General features: G+C 65.6%; 10 protein-coding genes and 1 pseudogene. 8 read left to right on the forward strand and 3 right to left on the reverse strand.

The annotated features are described in order from the left end of the window. Window positions 1–1,245, forward strand: a 1,245-nt coding sequence (locus tag H7828_RS20910) for a coiled-coil domain-containing protein (RefSeq protein ID WP_281070796.1), incomplete at its 5' end; no start/stop codon positions are given. A 13-nt stretch (window positions 1,246–1,258) separates the two neighbouring features. Continuing rightward, window positions 1,259–2,692, forward strand: coding sequence for a hypothetical protein (locus H7828_RS20915; protein WP_226783020.1), 1,434 nt, complete (start codon window positions 1,259–1,261; stop codon window positions 2,690–2,692). 19 nt (window positions 2,693–2,711) lie between these two features. Here the strand turns inward: H7828_RS20915 and H7828_RS20920 are convergent, their stop codons facing one another. Beyond that, complete coding sequence (locus H7828_RS20920; RefSeq protein WP_226783021.1) at window positions 2,712–4,073, reverse strand: glycosyltransferase family 2 protein; 1,362 nt, start codon at window positions 4,071–4,073, stop codon at window positions 2,712–2,714. 152 nt (window positions 4,074–4,225) lie between these two features. Between H7828_RS20920 and H7828_RS20925 the strand changes: the two genes are divergently transcribed. Together H7828_RS20925 and H7828_RS20930 are read left to right on the forward strand one after the other, a co-directional pair. After that, window positions 4,226–6,694, forward strand: coding sequence for a glycosyltransferase (locus tag H7828_RS20925; protein ID WP_226783022.1), 2,469 nt, complete (start codon window positions 4,226–4,228; stop codon window positions 6,692–6,694). Further along, window positions 6,691–7,563 (forward strand): Stf0 family sulfotransferase, encoded by an 873-nt coding sequence (locus tag H7828_RS20930; RefSeq protein WP_226783023.1) that lies wholly within the window; start codon window positions 6,691–6,693, stop codon window positions 7,561–7,563. Before H7828_RS20925 ends, H7828_RS20930 begins: the two co-directional genes overlap by 4 nt. A gap of 9 nt (window positions 7,564–7,572) precedes the next feature. Here H7828_RS20930 and H7828_RS20935 read toward each other — a convergent pair whose 3' ends face one another. After that, window positions 7,573–8,490, reverse strand: coding sequence for a glycosyltransferase (locus H7828_RS20935; protein ID WP_245398808.1), 918 nt, complete (start codon window positions 8,488–8,490; stop codon window positions 7,573–7,575). Between the two features lie 143 nt (window positions 8,491–8,633). Here H7828_RS20935 and H7828_RS20940 point away from each other — a divergent pair, with 143 nt between their 5' ends. Further along, window positions 8,634–9,791 carry a KpsE/RkpR family capsule polysaccharide export protein gene (locus H7828_RS20940; protein WP_226783025.1) on the forward strand — a complete coding sequence of 386 codons (1,158 nt, stop codon included), beginning with the start codon at window positions 8,634–8,636 and terminating at the stop codon, window positions 9,789–9,791. Window positions 9,792–9,812: 21 nt separating this feature from the next. Beyond that, window positions 9,813–10,448, forward strand: a pseudogene (locus H7828_RS20945) (ABC transporter ATP-binding protein); the annotation flags it as partial. A gap of 968 nt (window positions 10,449–11,416) precedes the next feature. Here H7828_RS20945 and H7828_RS20950 read toward each other — a convergent pair. Next, window positions 11,417–12,742, reverse strand: a complete 1,326-nt coding sequence (locus H7828_RS20950) for a UDP-glucose dehydrogenase family protein (RefSeq protein ID WP_226783026.1) — start codon at window positions 12,740–12,742, stop codon at window positions 11,417–11,419. A 194-nt stretch (window positions 12,743–12,936) separates the two neighbouring features. Between H7828_RS20950 and H7828_RS20955 the strand changes: the two genes are divergently transcribed. Together H7828_RS20955 and H7828_RS20960 are read left to right on the forward strand one after the other, a co-directional pair. After that, window positions 12,937–13,746: an ABC transporter permease gene (locus H7828_RS20955; protein ID WP_226783027.1), complete on the forward strand. Its 810-nt coding sequence runs from the start codon at window positions 12,937–12,939 to the stop codon at window positions 13,744–13,746. Window positions 13,747–13,827: 81 nt separating this feature from the next. Then, window positions 13,828–15,276, forward strand: a complete 1,449-nt coding sequence (locus tag H7828_RS20960; protein WP_226783028.1) for a mannose-1-phosphate guanylyltransferase/mannose-6-phosphate isomerase — start codon at window positions 13,828–13,830, stop codon at window positions 15,274–15,276. The last annotated feature ends 14 nt before the right edge of the window (window positions 15,277–15,290 follow it).

Consider the following 15,290-nt stretch of genomic DNA (forward strand, 5'->3'; position numbering starts at 1 on the left):
CGCGAACAGGCGGAACAGAAACACAAGGCCGAGGCCGAAAGCCTCAGGGCCGAGCGTGACAAGGCCCGCGCCGAACGCGACAGCGCGAAACAGGGCCGCGAACAGGCGGAACAGAAGCACAAGGCCGAGGTTGAAAGCCTCAGGGCCGAGCATGACGGCGAGAAAACCGCCCACGAAGAGGCCCTTCAGGCGCAGCGGGGCGAGATCGACAGGCTGACCGGTGAACGCGACGCCGCCCTGACCGAAAACGCCGATCTGAACGCCGCGTTGCTGCGCCTGACCACCCGGAACCAGGCATTGCAGGCCGATCTCGAGACGCGGTTCCATGAACTGGCCGACATCACCCGCCGGGCCGAAACCCTGGATCATGACGCCGCAACCCTTCGCGCCGACATGGCGGCCCTTGCCGCCACCCATGCAGAGACCGTCCAGGCGCAGCGGGACGAGATCGACAGGCTGACCGGCGAACGCGACACCGCCCTGGCCGAAAACGCCGATCTGAACGCCGCCCGGCACGATCTGCAGGCCACGCTGCTGCGCCGGACCGCCCAGACCCAGGCTTTGCAGGCCGATCTCGAGACGCGCTTCCGCGAACTGGCCGACATCACCCGCCGGGCCGAAGCCCTGGACCGTGACGCCGCCGCCCATGAACAGGCCGTCCTGGCGCAGCAGAGCGAGATCGACAGGCTGACCGGCGAACGCGACGCCGCCCTGGCCGAAAACGCCGATCTGAACGCCGCCCGGCGCGATCTGCAGGCCGCACTTCTGCGCCAAACCGCGGACAAGGATCTGTTGCAGGCCGATATTGCGATCCGCTTCCGCGAGCTGGCCGACATCACCCGCCGGGCCGAAACCCTGGAAGCACGGAACACCGAACTGCAGACCCGGCTGTCCGCCGCCCTGCGCGGGGGGCCCGACAACCAGCAGAAAACCGCACCGGACGACAGCGCCACCTGGCCCCGGGAACGCGACCTGATGCAGCGTGAAATAGAGCAGACCAAGGCCATCTACGACAACGCCATCGCCGATGTGGCACAGCGCCTGACGGCCCGCGACAAGAAGGTTCGGGAAATGTCGGCCACCCTGCGGGAGGTGAAACAGACACTTGCCACCACCCAGGGCGAGCTGTCCAGGGTCGGCAAGGAGCGTGACGCCCTGCAGGCCCATGTCGAAGAGCTGCACAACAGCAGTTCCTGGAAACTGACCCGGCCCCTGCGGGGCATCCGCGGCAAAATGGGCAAGTGAAACCATCTGAATCATGAAACTTCCTTCCCGCATCGTCCTTCATGTCGGCACCACGAAAACCGGCAGCACGCTGGTCCAGAACGTTCTGGATCGCGAACGCGCGGCGCTGCTCAAGCGGGGCATCCTGTTTCCCGCCACGCCGTTCACCCGCAAGGACCCGGACGATCGCAGCCGGACATCGGGCCATCTCGAACTGCTGCGCATGCTGGAGCGGGGCGACCTTTCGGCCTTCAGGAAAGAGCTGGAAGAGGCCGGAACCAAGGTTCACACCCTCCTGCTGTCAAGTGAAAGCCTGCTGGACCGTCCGCGGCCGAAAGGCTTTGAGAAGTTCCGCGAGATGCTGGCGGGCCACCGTGTCGATATCGTCGCCCTGGTCCGGGACCAGGCAGGCTGGTTGTCGTCCCTCTATTACGAGAACGTGACCAAGGGCTGGAAGCGCGAGACCCGAACCTTCGATGAATTCTGCCAGGAGGCCATCGAAAGCGGCCTGCTGGACCATGACCGGAACATCCGCGACATGGGCCGGTCGCTGAGCGCGGCATCGGTCCGGGTTCTGAACTACAACGCCCTTGCACAACGCGGCACCCTGCTGCGCGAGACGCTCGCGGCCCTGGACTGCCCTGTCGAGATCGACGAGGCCAGGACGGAACAGCGCGACAATGTCTCCTACATCCTGCCCGAGGCGGTCGAGGCCCATCGCAGGCTGAACACCCTGATGGTCGAGGCGCCCTCGGCCACCACGCTGGCGGTTTCCCATCTTCTGCGCAAGAAAACCCGTGATCTCGGGGAAACCGGTTCCCCGGCCCTTCACCCCTCGCGCGGGATACGCGAGGCCGTGCGCGAAGCGACGGCATTGTCCAACGCCGCCCTGTCGCAGGCCCATTTCGACAATGCGCCCTTCGGCCCCGACCGGGACTGGGTGGAACAACCGGTTCCCCCCCTGCGCCGTGATCTTGAAGACCGCCTGTTCGATGCCGGCCTGGGGTACTTCCTGCGCCAGGAACATCCGATATCCCTGCCCGGCGTCACGCTTGAACATCCGCCCCATGCCCTGCCCGGCCTGATCGCGAAATGCCGTTCTGCCTCCGTGATCCTCAGCTTCGAGCCCGCCCTGGCCGAGTTCCTGGCGGCGGGCCTGCCCGGCCGGTTGATCTTTGTGGCCGGCGCCGACCCCTTTCGCAGCATCGCCGCCCTTCGCGTCATGGACCGGGCCGACAGCCCCGGCCGGGTTGTCTTCCTGAAACCGGGACAGGACCCGCGAAGCGACGCCGAGGCATTCTGGCAGGCCGATTATTTCCGCCACCCGGATCTGATCCTGCTGCCGACCCGGCTGGCGCCCGATCTTCTGTCCTGCCTGCCCGAACGGATCACCCGGCCGGTCCGGGTGCAGGTGCTGAGCCAGGGCATGGGCCCCTACCGCGAGACCACCCTGACGCCCGCCCCCTGACCCCCTGCGGCATCGAAGGTCAGACCCCGTCGGGAGAGGCCAGGTTTGCCAGGATGTCGTTCAGTGGAACCTCGGCCTCGGGGGGGCGGGAGAACCGGCTCTTGCGGGGTGGAAAAGGCACGAACACGCCCTCATCCGGCATCCGTGCGGCCTGCCAGCCGCGCCAGCTCTCGCGATAGGCGGCCCTGGCCGGCGTGACCCCGTGATCGGGATGGATGCCCGTCACCGGGTTGTTCGTCAGGCTGCCGGCCCAATCCAGCGACAGGTTCGCGCAAACCGGAAAGGCCGGAGCGGCACGGCCCAGGGCCGCCGCGACCCGGCCCATCATTTCCTTGTCGGCGCCGAAGCGGGCGCAATCCCATGATCCAAGACGCTCACGAAGCAATTGGTGGTGAAACAGGGTCGATGGCGCACAGACCTGCAGCACCCCATCGAAGACTTCGCGCCCCACCGGCCTGATCTGCGAAAACCGTCCCTCCACGGTCATGCGCAGCATGGAAAGCGTGCTGACCGGCAGGGCCGCGCCCCCTTCCCCGGCCACCCGGTCCATATGCAGCGCCAGCCGCTGGGGATGGGCCCATTCATCGGTATCATGGCAGGTGATCCACTGCCCCGATGCCCGTTTCAGGGCGATGTTCCGGCTGACATAGGGCCCGACGTTCACCGCATTGCGCAGAACGTGCAGCCGGTCGTCCTCGGCCGCAATCCGGGCCAGAAGGGCCGGTGTCGTGTCGGTGCTGGCGTCATCGACCACGATGAGTTCCAGGTTGCGCCAGCTCTGGCCCAGGATCGACCGGATCGACCGGCCGATGGTGTCGCGGGCATTCCAGGCCGCCATGATGACCGTGATCTTCGGGCCACCGGTCACGGCCGGCACATCCCGGGCGGCCAGGCGCGCAAAGGCCGTTGCCCCGCGGCGCAATTGCAGCGGATCCTGCCCCAGCGCGGCAAGATAGGCATTCAAATGCCGCATCCACCGCCCCGGTTTGTGTACCAGCGCATTGCAGTGCAGGATTTCCACCGCGTGACGCGCCGAAGCGGCAAGATCCCGCCGGGCCAGTTTCAGGGCAAGCGGTGCCTGCCCGGCCTGCATCAGATCGTCCGCCGCCTTCAGCACCGCCCCCCGGTCCAGCCCCCGGGGATGGGGATGGTTCAGGTGATGCAACAGCGGGTTGGCCCCGCGCCGCCGGGCGCCTGCATGGGTCTGAAGGTAATATCGTGCCGAAAACCGCGGCCCGGGATCGTAGTTTCCGGATGCCCCATGGGCCAGGAAATGCGCGGCGGGGTCGCCCCCGGCCACTTCGGGATAGCGTTGCCGGTACCAGTCCGGTTCAAACAGGGGCGTGCCACGGATGCTTTCCAGTTTGTCGCCCCTGGCCATGCCCATGGATACCTGCCGTGATTGTCCTGCGACGGGGTTGGAAATTCGACCAAACCTTCATAAGAGCAGTGTCTAGCACCTCCCACAGGCGTCGCAAACCCGGTTCCTTCTGACGCAGCACCAGGCACGCACAACAGAAGATTGGACATGTCATGAACCGATTGCTTGGCCTGTTTTCCAGATTTTCTGCCGCTCACCTGGTTTTGTCCGGCCCCACCGGCCCCCTGGAGGGCCCCGGGGGCGGCACCATCGGCCACCTCTCGGGGGTGGAACTGCGACAGGACCGGCTGCATGTGCACGGACGGGTCGAGGCCGGCCATCCCCTGGTCACGCTGCATGTGGGTGCGATGACGGCCCAGGCCCGCCCCGGCCCCTCGGGCGGGGCCTTTGCGGTGAACCTGCCGCGCCCTGTCGGGCTGTCCCTGCGTGATTTCCGCGCCACCCTCGACATCGAGGGGGCCCCGCCCAGAACGATCACCCTGCAACGCCCCGAACCCGTGATGGCGCGCCAGGTCCTGGCCTTTGCCGCCACCCTCCTGCGCCTGGGCCCCGACATTGCCCGCTGGTATCTGCGCCAGGATCATCGCAGCAAGGCGCGGATCAAGGCGGGGCTGGGTCTGAACCGGACGATGACGGCGGCCGGCCCGGTGGCGGACGACTTGTTTTCACCGCCCCCCGCCTCCTCTGCCGACGGGGCCGCGCCACGGGGCATCACCATCGTCCTGCCCGTCTACAACGCGCTGGAGTTGCTTGAGAATTGCCTCGATCGCCTGGCGCGCCATACCGACCTGCCCTGGACTCTCGTCGCGGTCGAGGACGGTTCCAGCGATCCGGCGGTCCGCCCCGCCCTGCGCGCCTGGGCCCAAGGCAGACCGCCTGGCCAGGTGCAGTTGATCGAACAGGACAGGAACCGCGGCTTCATCGCCAGCGTGAACACGGCATTCGCCCGGATACGGGAAGATGCCGTCCGGCGCGAACAGCCGGTGATCCTGTTGAACACCGATGCCCTTGTCCCGGAAGGATGGGCCTCGCGGCTGGTCGCGCCCCTGTCGGAGGGCGCCGATGTGGCCAGCGTGACGCCGATGTCCAACGATGCCGAGATCTTCACCGCCCCTGTCATCTGCGCCCGCCAGATGCTGCAACCGGGCCAGGGCGATGCGATCGACGAGGTGGCACGCAGCCTGTCCCCCGCACGGGCCTTGGCCGAGGCGCCGACGGGCGTCGGGTTCTGCATGGCGCTGGCGCCGCGTTTCCTGGCCCTGGAACCGGGGTTCGATCCGGTGTTCGGCCCGGGATACGGCGAAGAGGTGGACTGGTGCCAGAAGACGCGGCGGCACGGCGGGCGGCACCTTTGCACCGCCAGGCTGTTCGTCGAACACCGCGGCGGCAGCAGCTTCGGCTCCGAGCAGAAGAAGGCCCTTGTGGCGCGCAACAACCGGACCGTATCCCAGAGATACCCCACCTATGACCGCGAGGTGCAGGATTTTCTCACCGTCGATCCCCTGCGCGGGCCGCGCCTGGCGCTGGCGCTGGCCTGGGCCGGGGCGGCGGCGGGGGACACCGGGGTGCCGATCTACCTGGCCCATGCCCTTGGCGGGGGCGCCGAGAACTGGCTTCAGGCCCGCATTGCCCGGGATGCCGCGGCGGGCCGGCCTTCGGTCGTCCTGCGGGTCGGAGGCAGCGAACGCTGGCAGATCGAGGCCCATGCCCGGGGCGGGGTCACGGCCGGATGGACAGAAGACCTTGCCCTGGTCGAACGGCTTCTGCTGCCGCTCAAGCGCAGGGTTGTCATCTATTCCTGCGGCGTCGGCGATCCGGACCCGGTGGAACTGCCCGCCATCCTGCTGCGCCTGCGCCGCGGCCCCGAGGACAGGATCGAGGTCCTGTTCCACGATTATCTGCCTGTTTCGCCCTCGTTCACCCTTCTGGACGGCCAGGGGGCCTATCGTTCGGAGCTCTCGCCCGCGGATCCGGCGCATGTCGCGCTGCGTCCTGACGGCACCCCCGTCGATCTGGCGAGCTGGCAGGCGGCATGGGGCACCCTTCTGCGGGCCGCCGACCGGATCCGGACATTCAGCCCCTCGAGTGCGGAAATCGTCTCTGGGGTCTGGCCCGGCCTGGAAGACCGCATCACGATGTCGCCCCATCGCCTGCCGACGCTGCCCGCGCGGATCGACGTTTCGCCCCGCGCCCCGCGCGTTCTGGGCGTTCTGGGCAATATCGCGCCCCACAAGGGGGCTGGCATCGTGCAGGCCCTGTCGCATCTCGACCAGGGCGAACGCGGCGGCAGGATGGTGTTGATCGGCAACATCGACCCGACCTATCCCCTGTCCCGTGGCTGTCCGGTTCACGGCGACTATGCCCCCGGCGACATTCCGGCCCTGGTGGCGCATTACGGGATCACCCACTGGCTGATCCCCTCGGTCTGGCCCGAGACCTTTTCCTTTACCACCCACGAGGCCCTGGCCACCGGCCTGCCCGTCCTGGCCTTCGACATCGGCGCCCAGGGCGACGCGGTACGCAACGCGCCCAACGGGCGGCCCCTGCGCCACGATCCCGACACCGCGCCGTTGCCGGCACTGCTTGCGGCCTTTGCCCGCCCCACAGGAGAGCCCTCATGAAACTGCCCTACTGGCTGCGTCCACGGTGGTCGGATTTCGGCCGGGCCGACACCCTGGACCGGGCCCGCTTTGCCCAGGACATGGCCCTGCCCCTGCCCGACCTGCAATACGTGATGTTCTTCACACCCCGGTCGGGCAGTTCCTGGGTCGCCGACATCCTGACCCGGACCCGGCGGATGGGCCGGGTCAGTGAATGTTTCAACCCCAGGTTCATGGGGTCGATGACCCGGTCCCTGAACGCCACGAGCCTTGGGGAATACTGCGCCGTCCTGCCCCGCCGCCTGCAAACCGACGGCACATTCGGGTTCCAGATCACGCAGTCCCAGAAACGGGCCGTTTTCGGGCGGGACAGGGCCTTTCTGAACCGCTTTGCCGGGCAACCCTGGGTCTGGCTGATCCGCAGCGACATCGTGCTGCAGGCGGTGTCTCTCTACAAGATGGAGGTGGGCCGGATGTCCCATGCGCCACAGATGAAAGGCCGCGACATCAAGTCCGAAGAACGCGCCCTGCCCTATGATGCCGGGCGGATCGGGTACTGGCTGGAGCATATCCTGCAGATGGAACGCAAGACCGAGGCCCTGATCGCCAAGGCCGGCATAACGCCCCTGCGGCTCAACTACGAACGCAACGCCCTTCTCAAGCCCAACCATATCGCCAATGTCATCGGCCGCCACATCGGCCGCCCGACGATGCGCATGACCCCGATCGCCAGCCCCCATTCCAAGATCGGCACCGACCAGAACGCCGCCTTCGCGGAGCGCTTTCGCGACAGCCACCGCGACCGCATGAAGCGGATCGAGGACGAACGCGCCGACATGGTGGAAAACAGTGTCTGTTACGGCCCGAAAGGCAGCTTTCCCGACGCCTGACGCCCCGGATCAGAACCGCCCGACGGCGGCCGCAAGACGGATCATCAGATCGCCCGCGGCACTTTGCCGCCAGACCCCGGCCGCCTTCGGCCCACCGGCCCTGGCCCCGCGCCCGCGGTTTTCACGCCAGGCGCGGAACCTGGCAAGGCAGGCGCGGTTCTCGGGGGTCAGGTGATCGCCCACCCGCATCAGCGCGGCGATATTGCAATCGATCCAGGTTGCATACTGCCTGTCCCAGATCATCGACAGGCGGCTGAACAGTTTTCCGGCCCCCCGGTTCGCGCCCAGCAGGTTGCCGCTGTGCTGGCGGTAATACAGGCCGGGGCGGTCGTCGTTTATCACGCAGGCCCCCAGACCCGTCATCAGCAGGTAGATCCACCAGTCATGATGGGGCACCCCCCTGTCCCGCAGGGCCAGGGGCGCGGTGCGATGCAGGATCTCTGCGGCAACCGGGTTCAGAACCAGCGTGTTGCCCGCCAGCACGTTCTGCACCAGGGCATTGCCAAAGGCCGGCGGATGGGGATGGCGGCGCGATTCCCGCCTGGGCCGCAGGGCCGCATCCGTCACGATGGTGCGGCTGGCATAGACCACCGGGCGGTCCGCATCCTGCTGCTGCGCAAGCGCCAGGGCATGCTGCAACCGGTCGGGCATCCACACGTCGTCCTGGTCGCAGAAGGCCAGCCAGGCCCCTTCGGGCCATCCTCCCCTTTCGGCCAGGGACAGGAAGTTCGCGGCACTGCCCCGGCCGGGGCCCTTCACCAGGGTGACGGTATGGCCCGGGTGGCTTTCGGCAAAGCTGCGCACGATGGCGCAGGTGTCGTCGACAGAGCCGTCGTCGCTGACATGCAGGGACCATTCTCCATGGGTTTGTGCCGCAATGGATTGCAGTTGCGCATCCAGATGCGCCGCCCCGTTGCAGGTTCCCATAAGGATACAGACATGCGCCGACATACTGAACTGTGCCACCTTCGGAATGTGGTCTGGTCAACCTGCGCCGCTCTATGTAGGAAGATACCTGATTAATCAATCGCGCCTTTCATATCCCGCTTCCTCGCAGGCCCCTGTTTCCCATGGCAGACACACCCCTGAACCTGAACGCCGTGCCGCGCAGCAAGATGCGCGCCCGTCACTGGCTGGTCATTTTCAGCTTTTTCTTCGCCGTGGTCGCCCCGACCGCGGTGGCCTGGTGGTACCTGTGGGAACGTGCCTCGCCCCGGTACGTGTCCACCGTCGGTTTTTCGGTGCGCACCGAAGAGGTGGGATCGGCCATCGAGATGCTGGGCGGGATCGCGGAGCTCTCCGGTTCCAGCGGATCGGATACCGAGATCCTCTATAACTTCATCCAGAGCCAGGAACTGGTCAGCCAGGTCCAGAAAGACCTGGACCTGCGCGGGATCTGGGCAAAGGGCGACCCGGACAGGGACCCGATCTTCGCCTATCACCCCCCGGGGTCGATCGAGGACCTGGTCCAGTACTGGCGGCGGATGGTCAAGGTCTACAATGACGGCAACGGGTTGCTGGAACTGCACGTCCAGGCTTTCACGCCGGAAGATGCCCATGCGATCGCGCAGATGATCTATGAAGACAGTTCCGAGATGATCAACCGGCTGTCGGCCATCGCCCGGGAAGATGCGACCAAATACGCCCGGGAAGAACTGGACCAGGCCGTGATCCGCCTGAAGGAGGCCCGTGAAACCCTGACCCGGTTCCGCAACCGGACCCAGATCGTCGATCCCTCGGCCTCGGTGCAAAGCCAGATGGGGCTGTTGTCGTCCCTGCAGTTGCAGTTGGCCGAGACCCTGATCGATCTCGACCTGATCAAGCTGACCGCATCGGGCCAGGACCCCCGCGTCGCCCAGCTTGAGCGCAGGGTCTCGGTCATCGAGGACAGGATGCGCCAGGAACGCGAAAAGCTGGGGTTCGGTTCGGGGCTGGGCGACAACGAGGGCAGCAATGCCTTTGCCGATCTCGTCGGCGAATTCGAGAGGCTTTCGGTGGACCGCCAGTTCGCGGAGCAATCCTATACCGCGGCCCTGGCCGCCTACGATGCCGCCACCGCCGAAGCGCGACGCCAGAGCCGGTATCTGGCCGCCCATGTCCGCCCCACCCTGGCGGAATCGCCCGAACACCCCCAGCGTTACAAGCTGCTTGGCCTCGTGGTCCTGTTCAGCTTCCTGATCTGGGCCATCCTGGTTCTGGCCGGCTATGCGCTGCGCGATCGCAGCTGATCGTCCGGCGATGGCGGCGCCATGATCATTCTCAAGGATCTGACCAAGGTCTTCCGGTTGAACGGTCGGCGCAAGATCGTGGCGAACCGGATCAACGTGACCTTCCCCACGGGCGTGTCCGTCGGGCTTCTGGGGCGGAACGGGGCCGGCAAGTCGACCCTGCTCAAGCTGATCGCCGGAACGACCCACCCCACCTCGGGGCGGGTCATGTCCACCGGCACCGTTTCCTTTCCCGTGGGTCTGGCCAGTTCGCTGCACCCCGATCTGACAGGCGCCCAGAACACCCGCTTCGTGGCCCGCATCTATGGGGCCGATACCGATGCCCTGATGGATTATGTCGAAGCCTTTGCCGAACTGGGTGAGCATTTCCACCTGCCGGTGCGGTCCTATTCCTCGGGGATGCGGGGGCGGTTGTCCTTCGGCATCAACATGGGGCTGGAGTTCGACACCTACCTGGTGGACGAGGTGACGGCGGTGGGCGACCAGTCGTTCAAGCAGAAAAGCCGCGACGTGTTCCTGAACCGCATGAAGGATGCCGGCGCGGTCTTCGTCAGCCACTCCATGGGCGCCATGCGCGAAATGTGCACCGCGGGGGCCTTTCTCGACAATGGCAAGCTCGAGTATTTCCCCGAGATCGAGGACGCGATCGACCGCTACATGTTCAGCATCGACGAAACCATGTCGGAGCTGATGCCGAAACTGCCCGAGGGCGCCGCCGAGATGAAGTTTCCGCGGGATGCGCGGATGCTCTTCGGCATCGGCCTGTCCCAGACCCGGGCGGATTGGCTGGGCGATTGCCTGCGCCGCCATCGCCCCTGCCACTTTGCCAAGACCCGCGAGCCGAACTATTTCAACACCCGCGCCAACATGTCGGACATCATACGGGACAGGCGTTTCAAGACCGCCCAGCAACTGGCACAGCGGATGCAGGCCGAAACCGGCGAGACCCAGCGCAATACCCTGCGCCTGCTCAGCGAGGTCAGCGCACTGGTCTCATTGCACACCGCCCCCCTGGAGGGCCCCGACCGGCACGACGCCTATATCGACTATCTGCTGACCGGGCGCAAAACCCAGCCCGTGGTCTGCGATTTCACCCCGGGCTATGCCCTGCTGCCCAAGGCGGAACTGACCGAGATGTCCACCGTCGGCTGGGCGCGGTTCGTGGGGGTGCTGCGCGATCCGGCCGAACGGCTCTGGGCGCAGGTCTGGGCACGACTTCCGGGGCGTAACCGCACCCCCGAAGCCTGCGAAGATGCCGCGCGCCTTCTTCTTGCGGCCCCCGAAGAAGAGCTGCCCAAATACCCCGAAACCGATTACCGCCGGATTGTCACCGACCTGGAAGAGGTTGTCGGACAACAGCGCGTGTTCTGGCTGTTCCACGAAAACCTGACCGGGCGCGCGGCCCTGCGGGCCTTCTGCGATTTCCTCGACATTCCCAACGTTCCGGAAATCAGCCTGCCCCCCCTGCCCGAAGCGGACGAACCCGCCATGCCCGATGACATACGCACCGGATTCCATCGGATTCTGGCGCCGCAGTATGACGCGATGAAGGCCCGGTTCGGCGATGATCTGCCTGCGGCATGGGGCAATGCCGGGCCCGGCGAGGGGCCCGGCGGCCGGCTGCCTCAGCCCGCTTCGGAAAACCCGGGGCGGCCGATCGAGTCATAGGCGCGGAAGCCCGCGGCCTTCACATCCGAAACCGCATAGACATTGCGCAGGTCGGCCATGTGCGGCGTCGCCATCGCCTTGGCGATCCGCTCCAGGTCGAGGGCGCGGAATTCGTTCCACTCGGTCAGCAGAACCAGCAGGTTCGCCCCCTCGCTGGCGGCATAGGGGTCTTCGTGCCACTCGACGCCCGGCAGCAGGGCCTCGCCCTCGTGCCGCCCCTGGGGGTCGATCACCCGCACGGTCGCCCCGCCGCCCACCATGGCCGGCACCAGCATCAGGCTGGGTGCATCGCGCATGTCGTCGGTATTGGGCTTGAACGTCACGCCCAGAACCGAAATCGTCTTGCCGTTGAACGATCCGCCGCACATGTCCAGCAGCTTGTCCACCATCCGCCGCTTGATGTCCTCGTTGATCTTGATGACGGCTTCGGTGATCATCATCGGCGCGGCATGTTCCTGGCCGATCCGGGCCAGGGCCTTGGTGTCCTTGGGAAAGCAGGACCCGCCATAGCCCGGCCCGGCATGCAGGAACTTGTTGCCGATCCGCCCGTCCATGCCCATGCCCTTGGACACTTCCTTGACGTTGGCACCGACCTTTTCGCAGAGGCTGGCGATCTCGTTGATGAAGGTGATCTTTGTCGCCAGGAAGGCATTGGCGGCGTATTTGATCATTTCCGCCGATTCCAGATCGGTGGTGACGATCGGAAAATCGCGCAGGTACAGCGGGCGATAGATATCGGCCATCACCTTCTGGGCGCGGTCGTTCTCCACTCCGACGACCACCCGGTCGGGCTTCATGAAATCGTCGATCGCCGCGCCTTCGCGCAGGAACTCGGGGTTGCTGGCCACATCGAAATCGAGACCGGGGTTGGTTTCGGCGACGACATCGCGCACCCGGCGGTTGGTGCCCACCGGAACGGTCGATTTCGTGACGATCACCACGTAGTCCTTGGCGATCTGCGCGATCTCGCGGGCGGCGGTCATCACATAGGTCAGATCGGCATGGCCATCCCCGCGGCGTGTGGGGGTGCCCACGGCGATGAACACGGCTTCGGCACCCTCCATCGCCTCGGCCAGGTCCAGCGTGAAGCTGAGCCGCCCGGCCTCGACGTTCTTGGCCATCAGGACATCCAGCCCCGGCTCGTAGATCGGAACCTCGCCGGCATTCAGCATCTCGACCTTGCGGGGGTCCTTGTCGACGCAGACGACTTCGTGCCCAAAATCGGAGAAACATACACCCGAGACAAGCCCGACATAGCCTGTTCCAATAACAGCGATACGCATCCTAAAATTCCTTGCCTTGAAAATCCGCACCTTTGTGCGCGACCGGTTTCCGCCGCTTCCTTCACATATTCGAAAAGAAAAGGGAACCTTGAGATAGGCCCCCCGGCGGCATTGTGGCGGGTCTTGGCCTTTGGCCTGCAAGCGCGTAGAACGCCCCTGCTGTCGTCATGCGGCATCCCGTTGAAAGATACCTGATGGTGACCCATAACGCCCCACAGATGTCAGCCCGCCGCAACCGCGGAAAGATATCCTCGTTCCGGATCATCACCGCGCTGATCCTGCGCGAGATGAGTTCGACACACGGGCGTTCTCCGGGGGGATACTTCTGGTTGGTCCTGGAACCGGTTCTCGGGATCATGTTGCTGAGCTTCATCTTCGCCTATGGCTTCAGAACCCCCCCCCTCGGGACAAGCTATGCGATCTACTTCGCCACCGGCATGATGCCCTTTGCCTTCTTCAACGACCTGAACGGCAAGGTTTCCCAGTCGATCAACTATTCCAAGGCGCTTCTTGCCTATCCGCGCGTCACATTCGTGGATGCGATGGTGGCCAGAGTCATTCTCACGCTCCTTACGCAGATGCTCGTGTCCTGCCTCGTGTTCAGCGGAATTCTTCTGGCCTTCGAGACGCGGACCGTCCTGCAGATCGAACGGGTCTTCATGGCCTATGCCATGGCCACCGCCTTTGCCGCGGGTGTGGGGACACTGAACTGCTACCTGTTCACCGCCTACCCCCTGTGGCAACGGGCCTGGGGCATTGCCACGCGCCCGCTGTTCCTGATTTCCGGTGTGCTGTTCCTGTACGAGGCCATGCCGGCGGGCATGCAGGATATCCTGTGGTACAATCCGTTGCTGCATGTCACCGGCGAGATGCGCGGGGCCTTCTATCTGCAATACGAGGCGAAATACGTCTCGCCGGCCTTCGTCTTCGGGGTGTCCCTGGTTCTGATCATCAGTGGCCTTGTTCTTCTGAGACGCTATCACCGTGACATGATGGAGCGCTGAGCCCTGCCCCGGGGCGTTGTTCTTGCGTGCCCGATGCCAAGTCTATAGCAATTTCCAGACAGGGTTGCGCAGAGGGTTCCGATGACAAAAATCACTCCGGTCGTTCTGTGCGGTGGTTCGGGCACCCGATTGTGGCCGCTGTCCCGCAAGAGCTTTCCCAAGCAGTTCGCCCGGATCGCCGGGGCGGACACCCTGTTCCAGGCCTCGGCGCGGCGGCTTTCGGAACCTTCGCGGTTCGAACCGCCGATGGTCGTCACCAACAGCGATTTCCGCTTCGTCGTGACAGAACAGCTTCTCGAGGTCGGCATCGATCCCGGCCCGGTCTTCGTGGAACCCGAAGGGCGCAACACCGCCCCTGCCATCCTGGCGGCCGCGCTCTTTGCAATGGAACGCGACCCCGACGCAGTCCTTCTGGCCGCCCCAAGCGACCACCTGATCCCCGACACCGCCGCCTTCGACAGGGCCGTGCACCATGGCCTGGACGCCATCCGGCAGGGGCGGATCGTTACCTTCGGCATCGCCCCGACGCGCCCCGAAACCGGATATGGATATCTTGAACTCTCCGCCCCCCCCGATGGCTCGGGCTGCGCGACCGACCTGGTGCGCTTCGTCGAGAAACCCGACCGGGACACCGCCGCACACATGCTGTCGGAAAGCAACTTCCTGTGGAACGCCGGGATCTTCCTGTTTCGCGCCAGGGATCTTCTGTCGGCATTCGAACGCCATGCACCCGATCTGATCCCCGATGTGCGCCTGGCCGTGGAGACGGCCGAACCGGATCTGGGCTTCCTGCGGCTGGCGCCCGAACCCTGGTCACGGCTAGAGAACATCTCGATCGATTATGCCGTGATGGAAAAGGCCGGAAACTTGTCGGTGGTTCCGTTTTCGGGCGACTGGTCCGACCTGGGCGACTGGCAGGCCGTATTCCGTGAAAGCACGCGGGATAGCGATGGCGTGGCCACATCGCCCTGCGCCCATGCGATCGATTGTCACGACACCATGTTGCGCTCGGAGAACCCCGATCTTCAGGTGGTGGGCATCGGGCTGCGCAACATCATCGCCGTTGCGATGCCCGATGCCGTCCTGATCGCGGACATGGGCCGCGCCCAGGACGTCAAGCAGGCCGTCTCCCTGCTGAAAGCCCAGGGCGCCCCCCAGGCCGAGACATTTCCCATGGATCACCGCCCCTGGGGCCACTTCGAGACACTGGCCCTGTCGGACAAGGACCGTTTCCAGGTCAAGCGTATCGTGGTCAAGCCCGGTGCGACCCTCAGCCTGCAAAGCCACATGCACCGGGCCGAACACTGGGTCGTGGTCTCGGGGACGGCGCGGGTCACCATCGACGACAAGGTTCAGCTTCTGACCGAGAACCAGAGTGTCTACATCCCCCTGGGCGCGCGCCACAGGCTTGAGAACCCGGGCAGGGTGGCGATGGTGCTGATCGAAGTCCAGACAGGGATCTATCTGGGCGAGGACGACATCATCCGCTACGAAGATCTCTATGCGCGCGGACAGGGCGCCAAGGGCTGATCCCGGTTCGAACC

It is taken from the genome of Oceaniglobus trochenteri (assembly GCF_020529025.1).
In the GTDB taxonomy this organism is placed as follows: domain Bacteria; phylum Pseudomonadota; class Alphaproteobacteria; order Rhodobacterales; family Rhodobacteraceae; genus Oceaniglobus; species Oceaniglobus trochenteri.

Bases quoted from the DNA above. Each gene is read 5' to 3' on its own strand.
- H7828_RS20960 (WP_226783028.1), top strand. From the start codon at position 13,828: ATGACAAAAATCACTCCGGTCGTTCTGTGCGGTGGTTCGGGCACCCGA.
- H7828_RS20930 (WP_226783023.1), top strand. From the start codon at position 6,691: ATGAAACTGCCCTACTGGCTGCGTCCACGGTGGTCGGATTTCGGCCGG.
- H7828_RS20920 (WP_226783021.1), bottom strand. From the start codon at position 4,073: ATGGCCAGGGGCGACAAACTGGAAAGCATCCGTGGCACGCCCCTGTTT.
- H7828_RS20925 (WP_226783022.1), top strand. From the start codon at position 4,226: ATGAACCGATTGCTTGGCCTGTTTTCCAGATTTTCTGCCGCTCACCTG.
- H7828_RS20935 (WP_245398808.1), bottom strand. From the start codon at position 8,490: ATGGGAACCTGCAACGGGGCGGCGCATCTGGATGCGCAACTGCAATCC.
- H7828_RS20915 (WP_226783020.1), top strand. From the start codon at position 1,259: ATGAAACTTCCTTCCCGCATCGTCCTTCATGTCGGCACCACGAAAACC.
- H7828_RS20955 (WP_226783027.1), top strand. From the start codon at position 12,937: ATGGTGACCCATAACGCCCCACAGATGTCAGCCCGCCGCAACCGCGGA.
- H7828_RS20950 (WP_226783026.1), bottom strand. From the start codon at position 12,742: ATGCGTATCGCTGTTATTGGAACAGGCTATGTCGGGCTTGTCTCGGGT.
- H7828_RS20940 (WP_226783025.1), top strand. From the start codon at position 8,634: ATGGCAGACACACCCCTGAACCTGAACGCCGTGCCGCGCAGCAAGATG.